The sequence below is a fragment of the Streptomyces sp. NPDC057963 genome, from assembly GCF_042887155.1.
In the GTDB taxonomy this organism is placed as follows: Bacteria; Actinomycetota; Actinomycetes; order Streptomycetales; family Streptomycetaceae; genus Streptomyces.
In genome coordinates this window covers 528,279-544,474 of record NZ_JBHVPX010000001.1, presented here as the reverse complement: position 1 = coordinate 544,474, position 16,196 = coordinate 528,279, and the positions used below count along the sequence as shown (strand labels likewise).

General features: G+C 71.7%; 13 protein-coding genes. 6 read left to right on the top strand and 7 right to left on the bottom strand.

The window, feature by feature from the left end:
• Positions 1-428: 428 nt before the first annotated feature.
• Entirely contained in the window at positions 429-818 is a 390-nt protein-coding gene (locus tag ACFVT1_RS02560; protein ID WP_389791806.1) for a Scr1 family TA system antitoxin-like transcriptional regulator, read from the top strand.
• A gap of 298 nt (positions 819-1,116) precedes the next feature.
• Here ACFVT1_RS02560 and ACFVT1_RS02555 read toward each other — a convergent pair whose 3' ends face one another.
• Complete coding sequence (locus ACFVT1_RS02555) at positions 1,117-2,004, bottom strand: alpha/beta fold hydrolase (RefSeq protein ID WP_389791804.1); 888 nt, start codon at positions 2,002-2,004, stop codon at positions 1,117-1,119.
• 164 nt (positions 2,005-2,168) lie between these two features.
• The gene (locus ACFVT1_RS02550) at positions 2,169-2,393 is read right to left on the bottom strand and encodes a hypothetical protein (RefSeq protein ID WP_362195266.1); all 225 of its coding nucleotides are present in this window, start codon (positions 2,391-2,393) and stop codon (positions 2,169-2,171) included.
• 209 nt (positions 2,394-2,602) lie between these two features.
• On the opposite strand from ACFVT1_RS02550, the gene ACFVT1_RS02545 reads away from it, so the two are divergent.
• Positions 2,603-2,986, top strand: a complete 384-nt coding sequence (locus ACFVT1_RS02545; RefSeq protein ID WP_072485776.1) for a cold-shock protein — start codon at positions 2,603-2,605, stop codon at positions 2,984-2,986.
• A gap of 12 nt (positions 2,987-2,998) precedes the next feature.
• On the opposite strand, the gene ACFVT1_RS02540 is transcribed toward ACFVT1_RS02545, so the two are convergent.
• From ACFVT1_RS02540 to ACFVT1_RS02525, 4 genes are read right to left on the bottom strand one after another with little or no spacing between them, the layout of a single operon-like run.
• A complete protein-coding gene (locus ACFVT1_RS02540) occupies positions 2,999-3,865 on the bottom strand; it encodes a 1,4-dihydroxy-6-naphthoate synthase (protein ID WP_389791801.1) in 867 nt (288 codons plus the stop codon).
• Positions 3,846-4,553, bottom strand: a complete 708-nt coding sequence (locus ACFVT1_RS02535; protein WP_389791799.1) for a futalosine hydrolase — start codon at positions 4,551-4,553, stop codon at positions 3,846-3,848. The genes ACFVT1_RS02540 and ACFVT1_RS02535 overlap by 20 nt, the downstream gene beginning before the upstream one ends.
• A gap of 29 nt (positions 4,554-4,582) precedes the next feature.
• Positions 4,583-5,065, bottom strand: coding sequence for a DUF2771 domain-containing protein (locus tag ACFVT1_RS02530; protein ID WP_389791797.1), 483 nt, complete (start codon positions 5,063-5,065; stop codon positions 4,583-4,585).
• A 27-nt stretch (positions 5,066-5,092) separates the two neighbouring features.
• Positions 5,093-6,505, bottom strand: a complete 1,413-nt coding sequence (locus ACFVT1_RS02525; RefSeq protein WP_389791795.1) for an MFS transporter — start codon at positions 6,503-6,505, stop codon at positions 5,093-5,095.
• Between the two features lie 423 nt (positions 6,506-6,928).
• Here ACFVT1_RS02525 and ACFVT1_RS02520 point away from each other — a divergent pair, with 423 nt between their 5' ends.
• The 4 genes from ACFVT1_RS02520 to ACFVT1_RS02505 all read left to right on the top strand — a co-directional run bounded on the left by ACFVT1_RS02520 (position 6,929) and on the right by ACFVT1_RS02505 (position 13,614).
• On the top strand, positions 6,929-7,864 hold the full coding sequence (locus ACFVT1_RS02520; protein ID WP_389791793.1) for a DUF3027 domain-containing protein: 936 nt from the start codon (positions 6,929-6,931) through the stop codon (positions 7,862-7,864).
• 437 nt (positions 7,865-8,301) lie between these two features.
• Positions 8,302-11,505, top strand: a complete 3,204-nt coding sequence (locus ACFVT1_RS02515) for a sacsin N-terminal ATP-binding-like domain-containing protein (protein ID WP_389792235.1) — start codon at positions 8,302-8,304, stop codon at positions 11,503-11,505.
• A gap of 285 nt (positions 11,506-11,790) precedes the next feature.
• Positions 11,791-12,675 carry a DUF5707 domain-containing protein gene (locus ACFVT1_RS02510; RefSeq protein WP_389791792.1) on the top strand — a complete coding sequence of 295 codons (885 nt, stop codon included), beginning with the start codon at positions 11,791-11,793 and terminating at the stop codon, positions 12,673-12,675.
• A gap of 141 nt (positions 12,676-12,816) precedes the next feature.
• Positions 12,817-13,614, top strand: a complete 798-nt coding sequence (locus ACFVT1_RS02505) for a DUF5707 domain-containing protein (protein WP_389791790.1) — start codon at positions 12,817-12,819, stop codon at positions 13,612-13,614.
• A gap of 30 nt (positions 13,615-13,644) precedes the next feature.
• On the opposite strand, the gene ACFVT1_RS02500 is transcribed toward ACFVT1_RS02505, so the two are convergent.
• A complete protein-coding gene (locus ACFVT1_RS02500; RefSeq protein WP_389791788.1) occupies positions 13,645-16,125 on the bottom strand; it encodes an HAD-IC family P-type ATPase in 2,481 nt (826 codons plus the stop codon).
• Positions 16,126-16,196: the final 71 nt, after the last annotated feature.

The following is a 16,196-nucleotide window of genomic DNA, read 5'->3' as shown; positions in this document are numbered from 1 at the left end:
GTGCAGGGCGCCCAATTTTTTGGACGCCCTGCCGCAACTCTGAAGTTTTTGCCTAGTCGGCCTGAGTCGTATCTATGGCAACTACGCGCACGTTGAGGTTGTTTCCGAAATCGCTGTCATTGATGTACTTGATCTGGAAGAATTGATCGCCGTGGGAGAGGCCAGTCCATTCTCCGGAGCTGACGCTGTCGTAATGAATGTTTCTTTACCTTCTCATCGCGTCCTCTTTTTGGGCAGGGGGATTTGTGGTTTGTCGCACCAGGGGGACGTTGTTTGAAGTGCTTGTTATCCGTGTTCGTGCGAAATTACTATTTGACTTGAGAAGGTAGCAGTTCTGAGGGTTGGGAGTGGGGTGATTTGTGGTGTTCACGGCATAAGGGGAGAGCGCGAAGGCTCGGAGTGAGAGTCGAGCAGACGGGGAGTCATTCATGAAGCTGCACTCCGTGTGCCAGCCGGCGGCCCCTGCCGTCGCCAGGAACCAGCTTCGACATCTGGTTGAGCAGAGTGAGCGGGAGCACACCACTGTCCAGGTATTCCCGTTCGCCATCGGCGCCCATCCCGGATCCGGGCAGACCGTCCTGTACGTATACGGCGCGGTGTCCCGCCTCGGCACGGTTTCACTGGATCAGTCATACGGCCCTGTCCTGGCGGATGCGAGGCGGAGTTGGAGCCAGGGTGCGGGTATGGGGCCTGGCTGCCGGCCAACAGGTCGGCCCGCCGCTGGTGTCCCCCCGCCGGTGCATGCCGCTACGGTGGCGCCGGATGGACGGCTGGTGGCCGGTTTCGGCGCCGAGGCCGCCGTCCTGCCCCTCCGCTGACGCTCACGCACCCCCCACCTGTCACGGGCCACCGCTTTGGCGGAGTCGGACCGGACCGGAGATCACAAGTCATCGGCAGCAGCAGGAACGTGCGCGGTCGGCGGCCTGCGGGATGCGTCCGCCGAACCAGACGGCAAGCCGGCCAGGAAACCTCCATGGACCGAGTTCCGGCAGACCGAGTCGACTCGACGGCGACTGCGCGCTTACGGAATCCGACCCGGACCATCAGGCGCTGCCGCACTTCCGGGCGCTCTGCGACGGAGCGTCGTGACCATGGCGGGACTGCCGCCGAAATGGTTCATTCGCGGTCGGTGTGCGCCTCGATGGCGTCGTTGATTTCGGGCCAGAGTTCGCGGGGGCGGTCGTGACCCATGCCGGGGATCAGCAAGAGCTTCGCTCCGGGCACGAGAGCCGCGGTGCGTTCCCCTCCGCTGGGGTCGATCAGCGTGTCGTCCAGGCCATGGATCACCAAGGTCGGGACCCGGAGCTCCCGGAGCGCAGGTGCGCGTGAACCACTGAGGATCAGCGCTCCGAGTTGACGTCCGGCTCCGGCCGGGCAGTACGCGCGGTCGTAACTGTCGGCAGCCAGCTCACGAAGGGCCGCGGGGTCGCCGTAGCGCTTGGAGGCCCATACCAGGTCCTTTTCCGCCGCTGCGATGTATCCCTCGCGGTCCGCCGGCTTCGGACCGGAGATCACCGCCTGGGCTTCGGGGCTGGACCGGCCGTATTCGGGTTCGCCGGTCGAGGACATCATCGACGTCAGGGTCAGCACCCGCGTCGGCCGGCTGATGGCCATCGTCTGGGCGAGCATTCCGCCCATCGAGGATCCGACCACGTGAGCTCGTTCGATTCCGAGCGCCGTGAGCAGGCCGAGGCCGTCGTCGGCCATGTCCTGAAGCGTGTAGGGAACCATCGCGCGGGCGGACGGAATGTCTCCGGAGCTCACGGCGGCGATGAGCCGGCCCGTATCGACGGGATGACCGTCGAACGTGGTGGACAGCCCGCAGTCGCGGTTGTCGTACCGGATCACGTAGCGGCCACGACGCGCGAGTGCGCGGCAGAAGTCCTCGTGCCAGGCGATCATCTGAGCGCTGAAACCCATCACGAGGAGGACAGGCGCGTCGGAGGGGTCACCGAAGGTCTCGTACGCGATGGACACCCCGGGCGAGACTTCGGTAATCGGCATGCTCGTAGTCTCCCAGCATCCGCTGCCGGCGCACCCCCGGACGGCCGGCGCGGGGCTACGGGTGTGCGGACCGGGCGAGATCGAGCCCGTCCGGAGCCGGGCCCGCGCCGAGGACCGGGCCCGTCCGGTGCGAGGCCGAAACGGGCCGCCGGGCGCCCCCGGCCCTACCGCTTCGGCGCCCCCGCCCGCACCGACCGCACCACACCCGCCGCGGCGATCAGGAAGCCGACGCCCATCAGCATGCACAGCGACCACGCGATGGACGGAAGTGGATGGGTCCCGAGGAACAGCGGGGCCATCGTGGCCAGTGTGGCCAGCGCGCCGACGAAGAAGACGATCGCGCCGATCCGGACCAGCCGGTCACCGGCGCCAGAAGATGTAGTACTCACCCCGCCAGGGTAGTTCCCGGTGCCGGCGACCAGTCCCACGGCCGACGGTGCGCCACACAGGCACCGTTTCTGGACAGCAGTCCGGATGACCAGGCTTGACGAGGGGTAGTTCCCCTGGGGAGGCTGCTGCCAGCAGGGGAGCACCACCACTGGATAGCCTGACCTGCTGAGGCTTGTTCCGGCATACGGGTTGAGATGGGGTGCGTGCTTTGCCGACTGGCAAGGTCAAATGGTTCAACAGCGAGAAGGGCTTCGGCTTCCTCTCCCGCGACGACGGCGGCGACGTCTTCGTGCACTCCTCGGTGCTTCCCGACGGCGTCGACGCACTCAAGCCCGGACAGCGCGTCGAATTCGGCGTCGTCGCAGGTCAGCGCGGAGACCAGGCGCTCTCGGTGGCGATCTTGGACCCGACGCCGTCCGTCGCGGCCGCACAGCGCCGCAAGCCGGACGAACTCGCGTCCATCGTGCAGGACCTGACCACCCTGCTGGAGAACATCACGCCGATGCTGGAGCGCGGCCGCTATCCCGACAAGGCGGCCGGGAAGAAGATCGGCGGTCTGCTGCGCGCGGTCGCCGACCAGCTCGACGTGTGACCCGCGCAGAACTCAGACGAACGACAGCGCGTCCGGGCCGAGGGGCGGCACCAGTCCCTCGGCCGCCGCGCGGGTCAGCAGTCCGCGGATCGCCGCGTAGCCGTCCTCGCCGAGGTTCGCGGTGAACTCGTTGACGTACAGCCCGATGTGCTGGTCCGCCACGGCCGGGTCCATCTCCTGGGCGTGCTCCAGCACGTAGGGGCGTGACGCCTCCGGGTCGTCCCAGGCCATCCGGACCGAGGTGCACACCGCGTCGGCGAGCAGCCGCAGCGTGGCCGCGCCCAGCGACCGCTTGGCGATGATCGCGCCGAGCGGGATCGGCAGCCCGGTCGTCTCCTCCCAGTGCCGGCCCATGTCGGCGAGGTTGTGGAGCCCGTAGTTCTGGTACGTGAAACGGGCCTCGTGGATGACGAGACCGGCGTCCACCTTCCCGTCGCGGACGGCGGGCATGATCTCGTCGAACGGCAGGACGACGATCTCGCCGACCCCGCCCGGCACCACGTCGGCCGCCCAGAGCCGGAAGAGCAGATACGCCGTGGAGCGCTCACCCGGTACGGCGACGGTCTTCCCCGTCAGATCCGTGCCCGGCTCCTTCGTGAGGACGAGCGGCCCGCAGCCCCGCCCCAGCGCCCCGCCGCACGGCAGCAGCGCGTACTCGTTGAGCACCCAGGGCAGTACCGCGTACGAGACCTTGAGCACGTCGAGCTCGCCGCGCTCGGCCATGCCGTTGGTGAGGTCGATGTCCGCGAAGGTGACATCGAGTGCGGGCGCGCCGGGGACCCTTCCGTGCGCCCAGGCGTCGAAGACGAAGGTGTCGTTCGGGCACGGCGAGAAGGCGATGTGCAGCGGATTCGACGGGTTACGAGTCGTGTCGGTCATGGCGGGTCCAACCTTCCAGTGCGGGTGCGAGCTTCCCGAACGCCCCGGTGAGCGCGGCCAGCGCGTCGCCGATGCGCCAGGCGTCCCGGTCGCGCGGGCCGACGGTGTTCGAGACGGCCCGGATCTCCAGCACCGGTACGCCCGCCCGCTCGGCGGCCTCGGCGACCCCGAAGCCCTCCATGGCCTCGGCGGCGGCCCGGGGGTGCGTGGCGAGCAGGGCGGCGGCGCGTGCGGCGCTGCCGGTCACGGTCGAGACGGTGAGGACCTCGCCGGTGAGCGCGCCGGCGGCGGCGGCCACGTCCCGTACCCGCGCGGGCGGTGGTGTGAACCGGTCGCGCCCGAAGCCCAGACCGGTGACGGGGACGAAGCCCTCGGGGGTCTCGGCGCCCAGGTCGGCGGCGACGATGCCGCTCGCGACGACGACCGAGCCGACCGGGGCGACGGGTGCGAACCCGCCGCCGATCCCGGCCGAGACGACGAGGTCGTACGGCTGCGCGGCGAGGCCGAAAGCCGCCGCAGCGGCCGCGGCGGCCGGGCCGACGCCGCCCGCGAGGACATCGACGAGGACGGAGCCGCCGGGGCCGGTCACGCGGTGGGTCCGGGCGCCCGGCACCTCGGACACGTCCCCGAACGCACGCGTGACCGCGTCCCGTTCAGCGGGGACAGCGGTCACGACGAGCACACGCACGGGGGAATCCTCCGAGGGCGGGAGGGGGATCAGGAAGTCTTCTTGAGCTCGAAGTGCCAGATGCCCGTGAGCTTCTTGCCCTTGGTCTCCACGATGCTGATCTGCGTCTTGTTGCTCGTGGTCTCGCCGGTCTGGCTGGAGAAGAAGGCGCTGCCCGGGATGGACCGGTAGGTCTTCTTGTACGGCTCCTGCTCGGCCTGCTGCCCGTTGATGAACAGGGTCCAGCCGTTGTCCGCGATCTCCGGGTCGACGCCGAAGCGGACCTTGTCGTCCATCGCGACCTCGACGGACTTCTCCGCCTTCTTGTTGAGGCAGCCCTGGAGCTCGGACTCCTTGAGGGCCTTGCCGTCGTTGTAGCAGGACGCCTCGGTGCTCACCGAGTTGCCGCCGACCGTTACGGTCGCGAGCGGCGTCGGCTTGTCGCAGGCGGACAGGACAAGGAGTCCCGCGGACACGGCACCAAGAGCGACGCCGATTCGACGGCCCTTACCGGAGAAGAACGCAACGGTCATGGGCCGAAGGCTATCGGTCGCTCCCGCTCACGCCACGCGGGGGTGCGGCGAGCCGTGCCGCGCGGCGGCCAGCAGCCCCCGTACGGACGTGGCCGCGCCCAGGGCGAGGACGGCCGCCGCCACCGACATGCCCAGTACGCCGTTGAGGGGGAGGGCGATGCCGATGCCGCCGCCGACCACCCACGCCATCTGGAGCACGGTCTCGGACCGGGCGAACGCGGAGGTCCGCACCTCTTCGGGCACATCGCGCTGGATCATCGCGTCCAGCGAGAGCTTCGACAGGGCCTGGGTGAAGCCCGCCGTCGCGCTGAGCGCGGCGACCATGACGGTGCTGAAGAAGAGCGCGGCGAGCACGGCGACGCCCAGCGCCAGGGCCAGCACGGAGGCGACGATCATCTCGGGTCCGCGGGCCCTCAGCCAGGAGCCGACCGCCGTACCGAGCGCGTTGCCGGCACCGGCCGCCACGCCGGCGATGCCGAGCGAGACGGCGGCGCTCTGCCCGGCGAGCGGCTGCTCACGCAGCAGGAACGCCAGGAAGAAGATCAGGAAGCCGGAGAGGGCGCGGTGCGCGGTGTTGGCCTGGAGCCCGTTCAGCACGGACGGTCCCACGGACCGCAGCCCGGGCCGTTTCTCGCCGTTCTTCTCCCGGCCCTTCGCCTTCCCGTTCCGCCCCACCGCGGGACGGGGGGACGCCGCGCCGAGCGGGGGCACCAGCTGGGCCTTCCGCTCGCCCTTCGAGGAGTCGACCTTGTGCGGCAGCGTGAAGGCGAGGACGGTCCCTCCGACGAAGATCACGCACGCCCCGTACAGCGGCCAGGGGGAGCCGATGATCTGGAGCCCCGCCCCGATCGGGGCGGCGACACCGGTCGCCAGGAGCCCGGCCAGGGTGACTCGGGAATTCGCCTTGACCAGGGAGAAGCGGGGCGGCAGCAGGCGCGGCACGACGGCGCTGCGGACGACGCCGTACGCCTTCGAGCAGACCAGGACGCCCAGTGCGGCCGGATACAGCTCCAGGCCGCCGGTGGCGACGGCGCCCGACATGGTGAGCGCGAGCACCGCACGGGCCAGCATCGCGGCGGCCATCGCGGCGCGGCGGCCGTGCGGCAGATGGTCAAGGAGCGGGCCGATCACGGGCGCGAGGAGGGTGAAGGGCGCCATGGTGACGGCGAGGTAGAGGGCGACGCGGCCCCGGGCCTCGTCCGTCGGTACGGCGAAGAACACCGTCGAGGCGAGCGCAACCGTGATCATCACATCGCCCGCGCCGTTCACCGCGTGCAGTTCGATCAGCTTGCCGAGCCCGGACTCCCCGGCGCCGTGGGCGTGCGTCGCCTTCCGGATTCCTTTCGCGGTGCCGGTGAACGGGGTGCGGAGGGCATGACCGACCGCCCGGCCCGTCCTGCGGAGCGGGCCGGGATCCTTGTGCGACCTGGCGGAAGTCACTTCGTCATAGTGCCCCAGTCACGGCGGTGACGAACCGGCATCGGCGCGGGACGCGGTGCACTCCGCCCTGTCGGGCCAGTGCTCCGACCGGCCCGACCGGCTTGAACCGGCCGGTGATCGCACGGGCCGCGAGACGGTCTTCGCACGGGAGCGCGACCCCGGATACGACCCTGTTCCGGACGGGCAGGTGGGCGGGGAGCGGCGGAGAGGGTAGCGTGCGTAGCGCGCCACCGGCGGTTGTTCTCGGCCGCGCGCCTATCGGCGATCCCGCAGAATGGATGGCAGAAGGTGCGCCCGAGGCAGGCACAACGGGTGTGGACGTCGACGCGGCCCCCAGGTCCGCTCCGCCCGCACCCGTCATGGCCGAAATCGATGGATGTGCTGGCGCGCTCGTGAGACTGGCGTAGGAGAGAAGCGAGACCTGTGAGTGCTGCGACGACGCGAAGCCGTACGGCCCGTACCCCTGTCCCCGACCGTCTGTGCGCCGAGGCGGTAGACCTCGCACGCGCGGCGGCCGAGGAGGCAGCCGCACCGGGGGTCGTCGGTGAGCATGCGGGCCTGGTCTCCGAGGGCGACCGGGTCGTCACGCATTTCTTCGAGTGCCAGGAGCCCGGTTACCGGGGCTGGCGCTGGGCGGTGACGGTCGCGCGGGCGTCCCGCGCGAAGAACATCACCCTGGACGAGACGGTTCTGCTGCCCGGCGGTGACGCGCTCCTCGCCCCCGAGTGGGTGCCGTGGAGCGAGCGGCTGCGCCCCGGGGACATGGGGCCCGGCGATCTGCTGCCCACCGAGGCGGACGACCTCCGCCTGGAGCCCGGCTACACCGGCGAGGAGGAGCCGCCGCCGAACTCCGCGGTCTCCGAGATGTCGGAGGAGATGGCCGACATCGTCGACGTGGAGGACGCGGAGCTGACGACGCGTCCCGCGACGACGGACCGGGGCTCGATCGCGGCGGTCGCGGAGGAGCTCGGCATGCGGCGGGCGCGGGTGCTGTCGCGGTACGGGCTGCATACGGCGGCCGACCGGTGGGACGAGGGGTTCGGCGCGAAGACGCCGATGGCCCAGGCGGCTCCGGCGTCGTGCGTCACGTGCGCGTTCCTGGTGCCGTTGGCGGGTTCGCTGAAGCAGGCGTTCGGGGTGTGCGCGAACGAGTTCGGTCCGGCGGACGGCCATGTGGTGTCGCTGTCGTACGGGTGCGGTGGGCATTCGGAGGCGGCGGTGATGCCGAAGCCGCCGAAGCCGGCGCCGCATGCGCTCGACACGATGCAGGTGGACGAGTATCCGCTGCGGCCGGCGCGGGACTCCGGCTCGGTACCGGTGGAGCCGGACGCCCCGACGGAGGACCTCGGCCACTCCTGACGGGCCCGCCGCCCGGCGCCTGCCGGGGTTGGTCCCGGCACGTCCTGGGTGAGCGTGCGGGGCGACCGGGGGTACGTCCTGGGTGAGCCTGCCGCCTCACCCGCGAACCGCTTCGTTTTCATGTGCGGGGCGCGGCCCCGGGGTGCGTGCGCCCGGGGGCCCACGCTCGGCACGTCCTGGGTGCGCCTGCGGGCCTGCGGGTCCGGCCGGTGAGCCGTTTTCCCCGATCGCCGGACAGGCTCTGTCCGGCATGCCCCGGACCGTCCGGCGTCGAGGACGCGGCCGGGGCGGCAGTGTGCGGTGCGACAGAATCCGGCCTTGCCGCGGGCGACCCCGCAGACACGGCGCCCCGCCCGGCGAGAGGACCCGGTACCTTCAAGCGCACACTGGCGGCACGGGCAACGCGTAACCGGAAAGAGCGGAGTCAGAGCGTGAGCATGAATGCGACCGAGGGGGCCGATCCGTTCGGGACCGCACGGATGCGACGCGGCGTGCTCGACTCCTGGGGCGCCGGCCCCGCCAGGTTCCGTGAGGACGCCAACGCCGAGGAGGACCTCGCACTCGGCGGCTACCGCGACCGCCTCGTCGTCGAGCTGGCCCAGAACGCCGCCGACGCCGCCGCCCGCGCCCAGGTCCCCGGCCGGCTCCGCCTCACCCTTCACCCGGCGACCGCGGACGCCCCCGCCGTACTCGCCGCCGCCAACACCGGTGCCGCCCTCGACGCCACCGGCGTGGAGTCGCTCTCCACCCTGCGCGCCTCCGCCAAGCGGGAGGGGCACGAGGGAGCCGTCGGCCGGTTCGGCGTCGGGTTCGCCGCGGTGCTCGCGGTGAGCGACGAGCCCGCCGTCGTCGGCCGGCACGGCGGCGTCCGCTGGTCCCTCGCCGAGGCCCGCGACCTCGCCGCCCGCACGGCCGTCGCCAGCCCCGGACTCGGTGACGAGCTCCGCCGCCGCGACGGCCACGTACCGCTGCTGCGGCTCCCGCTGCCCGCCGAGGGCACCGCACCCGACGGGTACGACACCGTCGTCGTCCTCCCGCTGCGCGACGGCGGCGCCGAGGACCTCGTGCTCCGGCTGCTCGACGCGGTCGACGACGCGCTCCTGCTCACCCTGCGCGGCCTCGACGAGATCGTGATCGAGACCCAGGACGCCGTACGGACGCTGCGCCGCTCGCAGCACGGCCCGTACACCCACGTCGAGGACTCCGCACACGGCACGCACCGCTGGCGCACCGTCACCCACCACGGCCCCGTCGAGCCCGCCCTGCTCGTCGACCGGCCCCGCGAGGAACGGCTGCGCCCGCACTGGTCGGTCACCTGGGCGGTCCCCGTGGACGCGGAGGGCGCCCCGGTACGCCCCCGCACCGCCCCCGTCGTCCACGCGCCGACCCCCACCGACGAACCCCTCGGCATCCCCGCGCTGCTCATCGCGTCGCTGCCGCTCGACACCGCCCGCCGCCACCCCGCGCCCGGCCCGCTCACCGACTTCCTGGTGCAGCGCGCGGCCGAGGCGTACGCCGAACTGCTCGCCGGCTGGCAGCCGACGGCGGTCGACACCATCGACCTCGTCCCCGGGCCGCTCGGCAAGGGCGAACTGGACGGCGCCCTGCGCGGCGCGATCCTGGCGCGGCTGCCGCGCGTCGCGTTCCTGGCGCCCGCCGCCCCGCGCGACGCAGCCGCTGAAGCGGACCGGTGGGACACCTGGGACGCGGCGGACGGCATCCGCGAGGCGGCCACCACCGCGCTGCGCCCCATCGAGGCCGAGGTGCTGGAGGGCGTCGGCGCCGAGACCGTACGGGTGCTCGCCGAGGTCCTGCCGTGCCTGCTGCCCGCCGGGCTGGAGCGCCGCAGCGAACTGCGCACGCTCGGCGTCGCCCGCGTCCCGCTGACCGAGGCGATCGACCGGCTCGCCGGGCTGGAGCGCGACCCCGGCTGGTGGCGGCGGCTGTACGACAGCCTGTCCGGCACCGACCCGGACCGCCTCTCCGGCCTGCCCGTCCCGCTGGCCGGGACGCCGGAGGCGCCGGACGCCGGGGCGCCGGCCGCCCCCCGCACCACCATCGGCCCCCGCCAGGTCCTCCTTCCGCTCCCCGACGCGCTCACCGGCCCCGTCCTGGACCGGCTCGCCCGGCTCGGGCTCAAGGTCGCGCACCCGGACGCCGCCCATCCGCTGCTGGAGAAGCTGGGCGCCCTGCCCGCCACCCCGCGCGCCGTGCTGGCGACCCCGCAGGTGCGGGCCGCCGTCGCCGGATCGCTGGACGCGGGCGAGATCTGGGACGAGGACGCGCTGGACGCCGACGAGCTCGCCGAGACCGTCCTCACCCTCGTACGGGACGCCGAGCTGGCCCCCGGCGACGAGCCCTGGCTCGGCGCGCTCGCCCTGCCCGACGAGGACGGCGAACCGGCCCCCGCCAGTGAACTCGTGCTGCCCGGCAGCCCGTTCGCGGCCGTCATGCGGGAGGGCGAACTCGCGCTCTGCGACCAGGAGCTGACCGAACGCTGGGGCGAGCAGCCGCTCACCGCCTGCGGTGTGCTCGCCACCTTCGCCCTCGTCCGGGCCGCCGACGTCGTCCTGGACCCGGACGAACTGGACCCCCGCGAGGGCGACTTCGCCGAGCCCGACGACGCGGGTCTGCTCGACGCCGTGGACGTGTGGTGCGAGGACGTCCTCGACCAGCTGCCCGACACTCCCGTGCCGCCGGTCGCCACCGAACTCGTCGCCGTCCGCGACCTGGACCTCGTCGACGACGACGCCTGGCCGCAGGCGCTCGCCCTGCTCGCCCGGCCGCCGCTGCGCGACGCGCTGACCCAGCCGGTGCGGGTGCTGCTGCCCGACGGCACGACCCGGTCCGTCCGTCCGTACACGGCCTGGTGGCTGCGCGACCACCCCGTGCTCGACGGCCGCCGGCCGGCCGGTCTGCGGGCGGCCTCCGGCGACCCGCGGCTGGCCGGACTGTACGACTCCGCCGACGCGACCGGGTTCGACGACGCCCAGGTGCTGCGCGCCCTCGGCGTACGGACCTCCGTGGCCGCCCTGCTCGACGAGCCCGGCGGCGCCGCCGAACTCCTGGCCCGGCTCGCGGACGAGGACCGTGAGGTCGGCCCCGTACAACTGCACTCCCTGTACACGGCGCTGGCCGATCTCGACCCCGAACAGGTGACGCTGCCCGACGAGCTGCGGGCCGTGGTCGACGGCGAGGTCCGGGTCGTCGACGCGGCGGACGCGGTGATCGCGGACGCCCCGGATCTGCTGCCGCTCACCGCCGGTCTCCCGCTGCTCCCGGTCGCCCCGACGCGCGCGGCCGATCTGGCCGAGCTGTTCCAGGTGCGGCGGCTCGGCGAGACCGTGGCGGCGGAGGTGACGACGGAGGGCGAGGAGCACCGGGTACCGGATGCGGTACGGGTCCTCCTCGGCGCCGGAACCCCGGACACGTACATCGAGCACGGCGAACTGCGCGCGGGCGGCGTCGAACTGGACTGGCGCCGCACCCCCGACGGGACCGTGCACGCCGCCACGCTGGAGGGTGTCGCGGCGGGCCTGGCCTGGGCGGCGGGGCAGTGGCCGCGCCGTTTCGAGGTCGCGGCGCTGCTGGAGGACCCGTCCCGCACGGCCGAACTGGCCCGGGACCGCTGGTTCGACTGAGGCGGGGCGCCCAAGGGCCCCCACGAGCGCCGAGGGCCCCACGAACACCCGAGGGCCCCACGAACACCCAAGGGCCCCATGAGCGCCGAGGGGGATCTTCCGAGCGCTGAGGCAAGGATCTTCCGAGCGCCGCGGAAGGATCTTCGCAAGAAGTTCGGTTTGGTGTACAACCCTTCACATGTGTGGAGGGTCTGGTCTGTCGAGTCAGCAGACTCACAGACCGAACGAGCCCCGCACGGGTCGCACCACGTACTCGCGGGGCCCTTTCTCCACTGGGGAAAACACATGCGTATTCGTGCCACTGTCGCAGCCGTTTCCGGCGCCCTGGCCCTGACCGCTCTGGCCGTTCCGGCCGCCCACGCGGGCGACCACTCTGCTGCGAACCTGCACAAGCCGACGTCGGCCGCCGAGGTCTTCGGCACCGCCGCCAAGGGGTCCTCGAAGGCCGCCGCGGCCTCCCGCGCCGCCACCGCGGAACCCGTCATCTCCAAGGTCGTCGTCAACGGCGGCAAGAACATCGTCCTGGGCACCACGGCCGCGAAGACGATCTCCGTCTCGGTCACCGCGTCGCACCCGGCCGGTGTCGTCGACGCCTACGCCGACCTGTGGCACGGCACGGACCCGTCTTCGGAGAACACGATCGACGGGGCCATCCTGCCGAACGAGGACACGGCCAAGTGCACCAAGGTCAACGCGACGACCTCCACCTGCAAGCTGACGTTCACCATCTACCCGCGCTACGACCTGTACAAGAACTCCCTGGCCGGTACCTGGCACGTCGCCGCGGGCGCCCTCGCGGGCAACTACACCGACGTCGCCTACACCGACTTCCACAGCACCGCGCGGGTGCAGCGGCTGTCGAAGCTGACGGTCAACGCCGCCCCGGAGCCCGTGAAGAAGGGCAAGACGATCACGGTCACCGGAAAGCTCTCGCGGGCCAACTGGGAGACCTTCAAGTACCAGGGCTACACCGGGCAGCCGGTGAAGCTCCAGTTCCGCAAGAAGAGCAGCTCCACGTACACCACGGTCAAGACGGTCAAGACGAACAGCACCGGCAACCTGAAGACGACGGTCAAGGCGTCGGTCGACGGTTACTGGCGCTACAGCTTCGCCGGTACGTCCACCACCCCGGCCGTCACGACCGCGGGCGACTTCGTCGACGTGAAGTAGTTCTTTCGCGAGACACGCACCATCGCGCACCTTTCCGGGCCGTGTCCGGGGACGGCTCCCGCCGTCCTCCCGGGCGCGGCCCGTTCGCATCCCGTATCGCCGGTTCGTCGAGTCGGGCGAGCCAACAGACTGGAGGAACACATGCGTATCCGTGCAGTTGCCGCTGTTTCCGGTGCTCTCGCCCTGACCGCCCTGACCGCCCTGCCCGCGTCGGCGGCCCCCGCGGGCGGGACCGGGAAGCCCGCCGCCACGGCGGAGCCCGTTCTCTCCGAGGTCCTGGTCAACGGCGGCAAGGACATCGTCCTGGGGACGACGGCCCCGAAGACGATCACCCTCTCGGTCACCGCCTCGCACGCCTCTGGCATCGCCGACGGCTGGGTGCTCCTGTGGCACGGGACCGACCCGGACGAGGGCATGGACGGTGCTTTGGTGCCCGAAGGGGGCGCGACCTGCAAGAACACGAGCGCCACCACCGCCACCTGCACGCTCACCCTCACGATCGACCCGAAGGTCGACCTGCGCTGGAACAAGGTGGCGGGCTCCTGGCACGTCCTCGCGGGTGCGTCCGCCAAGGACGGCGGCCTCACGTCCTACGACTCGTACACCACCGCGCGGGTGCAGCGGCTGTCGAAGCTGACGGTGAACGCCGCCCCGGAGCCGGTGAAGAAGGGCAAGACGATCACGGTCACCGGGAAACTGTCCCGGGCGAACTGGGAGGACCACGCGTACCACGGCTACACCGGGCAGCCGGTGAAGCTCCAGTTCCGAAAGAAGAACGGCTCCACGTACACCACGGTCAAGACGGTCAGGACGAACAGCACCGGCAACCTGAAGACGACGGTCAAGGCGGCGGCCGACGGTTACTGGCGCTACAGCTTCGCCGGTACGTCCACCACCCCGGCCGTTACGACCGCGGGCGACTTCGTCGACGTCAGGTGACGACGTGAAGCCGCCCGCGGGCGCGGGGGCCTAGACCGGGAAGCGGCGGCTGACCAGCCGCCAGGCGTACTCCAGGCCGGCCGCCGCCACCACCGCGATCGCCACCGCGGTCCACGGCATCACCGCTCCCACCAGCTTGAGCGCGAAGAAGTTCTGCAGCCACGGCACCACCAGCACGATCAGGAACGCCAGCCCCATCGCCACCACCAGGCAGATCCGCCACCAGGTGTACGGGCGGGCGATGATCGCCAGGACCCACATCGAGACCAGGAACAGCGTGAGCGTGGCCGCGCTGGTCTCCGCGTCCAGCGCGCCCGCACCGGAGTAGTGGCTCCGGGCGATCAGATACGTCACGAAGGTGGCGACGGCCGCGATGGTGCCCGAGGGGATCGCGTACCGCATGACGCGGCGCACGAAGTGCGGATGGGCCCGTTCCTTGTTGGGCGCGAGGGCCAGGAAGAACGCCGGGATGCCGATCGTCAGCGTCGACAGCAGGGTCAGGTGGCGCGGCAGGAACGGGTAGTCGACCTGGAAGCAGACCACCAGGACCGCCAGCAGCACGGAGTAGACGGTCTTGGTCAGGAACAGGGTGGCGACCCGGGTGATGTTGCCGATCACCCGGCGGCCCTCGGCGACGACGGACGGCAGCGTCGCGAAGCTGTTGTTGAGCAGCACGATCTGGGCGACGGCCCGGGTCGCCTCGGAGCCCGACCCCATGGCGACGCCGATGTCGGCGTCCTTCAGCGCCAGTACGTCGTTGACGCCGTCGCCGGTCATCGCGACGGTGTGGCCGCGGGACTGGAGCGCGCCGACCATGTCCCGCTTCTGCTGCGGGGTGACCCGGCCGAAGACCGCGTTCTCCTCCATGGCCGTGGCCATGTCGTCCGGGTCGGTGGGCAGCCGGCGGGCGTCCAGGGTGTTCCCGGCGCCCGGCATGCCGAGCTTTCCGGCGACCGCGCCGACGGAGACCGCGTTGTCGCCGGAGATGACCTTCGCGGTCACCCGCTGGTCGGCGAAGTAGGCCAGCGTCTCCCCGGCGTCGGGCCGCAGCCGCTGTTCCAGGACGACCAGCGCGCTGGGTACGGCCCCGGTGGCGATGTCCGGCCCTTCGAGCCCGCCCTGCGCGCGGGCCAGCAGCAGCACCCGAAGCCCCTGCTCGTTGAGCTGCTCGATTTCGGTGAGCGCCGGGTCCCGCTCGGGGAGCAGCACGTCGGGGGCGCCGAGCAGCCATGCCGACTGCCGGCCGCCGCCCTCGTCGAACGCGGCGCCGCTGTACTTGCGGGCCGAGGAGAACGGCAGCGCCTGCGTGCACCGCCACTCCTCGCCGTCCGGGTAGGCGTCGACGATGGCCTGCAGGCTCGCGTTGGGCCGTGGGTCGGAGGCGCCGAGGGCACCCAGCACGCGCTGCACGTACGCGTCGTCCGCGCCGCCGAGCGTCCGTACCTCGGTGACGTCCATGCCGCCCTCGGTGAGGGTGCCGGTCTTGTCCAGGCAGACGACGTCGACCCGGGCCAGGCCCTCGATGGCGGGGAGCTCCTGGACCAGGCACTGCTTGCGGCCGAGCCGTACGACCCCGATCGCGAAGGCGACCGAGGTGAGCAGCACCAGTCCTTCCGGAATCATCGGCACGATGCCGCCGACGGTCCGGGCGACCGACTCCTTGAAGTTGTTGTCCTTGACGACGAGCTGGCTGATGATCAGGCCGATCGCGGTCGGCACCATCATCCAGGTGACGTACTTGAGGATGGTGGAGATGCCGGTGCGCAGCTCGGACTGGACGAGGGTGAAGCGGGACGCCTCCTCGGCGAGCTGCGCGGCGTAGGCTTCGCGGCCGACCTTGGTGGCGGCGAACGAGCCGCCGCCCGCGACGACGAAGCTGCCGGACATCACGGGGTCGCCGGGATGCTTCAGCACCGGGTCGGCCTCGCCGGTGAGCAGCGACTCGTCGATCTCCAGGCTGTCGGCCTCGGCGACCGTGCCGTCCACGACGACCTTGTCGCCGGGGCCCAGCTCGACGAGGTCCCCGAGGACGATCTCGGAGGTGGAGATCTCGGCCGACACCCCGTCGCGCCGCACCGTGGGTTTGGCCTCGCCGATGACCGCGAGGCTGTCCAGGGTCTTCTTGGCGCGCCACTCCTGGACGATGCCGATGCCGGTGTTGGCGATGATCACGAAGCCGAAGAGGCCGTCCTGGATCGGCGCGACGAACAGCATGATCAGCCAGAGCACGCCGATGATCAGGTTGAACCGGGTGAAGACGTTGGCGCGGACGATCTCGCGGAGGGAGCGGGACGAGCGGACGGGTACGTCGTTGACCTCGCCCCGGGCGATCCGCTCGGCCACCTCGGCCGCGGTCAGCCCACGGGTGTTCACGGGCAGGGCCGGCAGCTTCACCGGATGGACCGGGTCGAGCTCGGACCCGGCGTCGATCATGCCCGGCCCGGGTCGGTCGGCGGAGGCGGAGGCCTCGGGGGTCTGCTCGCCGTAGTCATGGGGTGCCCGCTGCGTCATGGTTCCGACGGTACGGGTGGATCGTCCGAATCACCCATCGGGGGTCCGAAGATCAGACCGGGGGAGGAGGG